General features: G+C 68.5%; 3 protein-coding genes. 2 read left to right on the top strand and 1 reads right to left on the bottom strand.

Annotated features, from left to right (window positions below; genetic code table 11):
• Window positions 1–459 precede the first annotated feature (459 nt).
• The gene (locus VMD50_RS04515; RefSeq protein WP_325425284.1) at window positions 460–894 is read left to right on the top strand and encodes an SRPBCC domain-containing protein; all 435 of its coding nucleotides are present in this window, start codon (window positions 460–462) and stop codon (window positions 892–894) included.
• Complete coding sequence (locus tag VMD50_RS04510; RefSeq protein ID WP_325425282.1) at window positions 884–1513, top strand: TetR/AcrR family transcriptional regulator; 630 nt, start codon at window positions 884–886, stop codon at window positions 1511–1513. The genes VMD50_RS04515 and VMD50_RS04510 overlap by 11 nt, the downstream gene beginning before the upstream one ends.
• A 119-nt stretch (window positions 1514–1632) precedes the next feature.
• Here VMD50_RS04510 and VMD50_RS04505 read toward each other — a convergent pair.
• Window positions 1633–2518 (bottom strand): MMPL family transporter (locus VMD50_RS04505; protein ID WP_325425280.1); only part of this gene is annotated, 886 nt, incomplete at its 5' end.

Genomic DNA, 2518 nt, shown 5'->3' with positions numbered 1-2518 from the left:
CTGTTCGTGATCGGATCTCGAATTCCTCAGGCGAGTCATTTATGATTGCCAGCCGGCGCGTCTGCCACCACTGGCCGGGCGCAGCGGGTCCCCGGGCATCTACGACGACCTGCTCCACTCCAGGCTCGCAAGCCCACCCCTAGGCCGGGCGGCGAAGGTGGCGTTGGCGATCTCAACTGCCATGACCCGGGCGCTCTGCGGTGACTGCCGCCCGGAAGAGCCGGGTCCGGAGACGGACCTGCACACCCGATAGCCCGGCATGGCCACGGATCCGGTTTCCCGCCACCTCGATCACCGGGGCTCCCCCGGCCAGCCGCCCCGGGGATGCTCCCGTACCTGCCTTATTGCGACAAGTGTTGCAATGCAGATCCCGATCCGGTACGTTTTAATGCGACAGTCGTCGCGTTAGGAGAGGTAATGCGGAAGACCCGTACAACAGTCGAGAGCAAGGCGTTCGCCGTGACCGTCGAGGCCGTGACTCCGGTCGATGCTCCCGTGGAGCAGGCATGGCAGGTACTGTCCGACACCACCGCCTATGGATCATGGAACCCGTTCGTCAGGCGGCTCGACGGTCCGCTCGTCTCCGGCGAGCACATCGAAGTCGACCTTCAGCTCGCGGGCCGCAAGCTCCAGAAGATGAAGCCCCGCGTGGTAAAGGTCGAGCCGGGAAAGTCCTTTGAGTGGCTCGGCCAGTTTGGTCCTCGTGGTGTCTTCGACGGGCGGCACCGTTTCGAGCTCCGTCCGGTGGGGACCGGCCGCTGCGAGCTGGTACAGTCCGAGGTTCTCTCAGGAGCCCTGGTGCCGTTCTTCAAGAAGATGCTGACCGGCCCGACTCCCGAGGCGTTCGCCGCCCTCAACGAGGCGTTCAAAGACAGGGTCGAGCATGCCGCCTGATGCCACCGTCTCTCACCACAGGGGACAGGTCGTTCTCGATGCGATCCTCGATACCACGCTCACGCTGATCGCGGAGCGGGGTTACGCCTTCTCGATCGACGAGGTCGCGGAGGCGGCCGGCGTCCACAAGTCCACCATCTACCGGCGATGGAGCACCAAGGCGGCCCTCGTCGGTTCGGCGGTCGAGCGCCAGGCCTCCATCGAGGTCCCCATCCCGGACACGGGCGCACCCGTGCTGGACCTGACGACTCTCGCCCTGCTCGTGGCAAAGTCGCTCCGGACCCGGGCTGGTGCCCAGGCAATCCGCAGCGTGGTGGCCGCTGCCTCCGAGGATCCTGAGATCGTGGACGTGGCCCGCCGTTTCCTGGATGCCCGATATGAGGCTGCCGTGGAACTGGTCAATCGGGCGATCTCAAAGGGTGAACTCCGATCCGATGTGGACCCGGTGCTGGTGTGGCAGGCCATGGTCAACCCACTTCACCTGCGAGCCGTCCTCGACCAGCCGGCCGACGACGCCACGGCCCGTCGCCTAGTCGCACTCGTCCTCGACGGCGCCCGATCCCAGCAAGCCGCCGACGAAGCACGTCCATCCGGGTCTGGAGCGGAGAAGATGAGGTAAGCGGCGGGCTGCAGGCATCCGCGGAGCCGGATTGTGCTGGTCAGGAGGCTGTGGGCGGCGCTTCCTGCGCCATCATGGCTCCGAGGCTGATTTCGACCGTTTCACCAGGCTGGTGCTGGTCAGCGTACCGTAGCGCTGTCGGAGTCACCGCCGGGACCGGGACCGGACGCCGCTGGGCGGGGCGGGTGAGCCCTGGGCTGCTCGGGGGTGAGCGGGGTGATGCGGAGCAGCCGGGCGGCCGGGCGAGGGAGCCACCAGTTGGCCCGGCCGAACAGGGTGACCAGGGCCGGGGCGAGCACGCCGCGGATGACGGTGGCGTCGATGATGATCCCGGCGGCCAGCCCGGTGGCCAGGATCTTCACGTCGGTGACCGGGACGCCGCCCAGGGCGATGAAGGCCAGGCAGAGGATCAGCGCGCCGGAGGTCACGAGCCGGCCGGTGTGGCCGATGCCGCGGACGACGGCCGTGCGGACGTCGCCGGCCCGTTCGTACTCCTCGTTGATGCGGGTCAGGATGAACACCTCGTAGTCCATCGACAGGCCGAACAGCAGCGCGAACACGGCCAGCGGCACCCAGAGGGTGACGGCGCCGGTGGCCGGGCTGTTGAACAGCGCGGTGGCGCCGCGGCCTTCCTGCCAGACGAAGGTCAGGACGCCGAATGCGGCGGCCAGCGAGATCAGGTTCAGCAGCAGGGCCTTGACCGGCAGCCACAGCGACCGCAGGGCCCTGGCTAGCAGGACGAACGTGACGATCACGATGGCGCCGATGATGAACGCCAGGTTGCGGCCGTACAGGGCGGTGATGAAGTCGGCGTCCTGGGCCGGGGAGCCGCCGACGCGGGCGCCGGGCACCGCGGCGGCGGCCGCCTTGATCTCCCGCAGGGCGGCCTTGCCCGCCGGGCTCGAGGGATCGGCTGGCGACCAGGCGTTCACGATGTGCAGGCCGTCCCGGGTCCAGGCTGTCGGCGAGACCGCGGTGATCCGGCCGCCGGGCGCCGGGACGTCA

The organism is Mycobacterium sp., assembly GCF_035506235.1.
Lineage (GTDB): Bacteria > Actinomycetota > Actinomycetes > Mycobacteriales > Mycobacteriaceae > Mycobacterium.
Note: the sequence above shows the minus strand (reverse complement) of the source record. Positions and strands in the feature narration are given on the sequence as shown.

Coding starts and splice junctions, on each gene's coding strand:
- VMD50_RS04510 (WP_325425282.1), top strand. CDS start 884: ATGCCGCCTGATGCCACCGTCTCTCACCACAGGGGACAGGTCGTTCTC.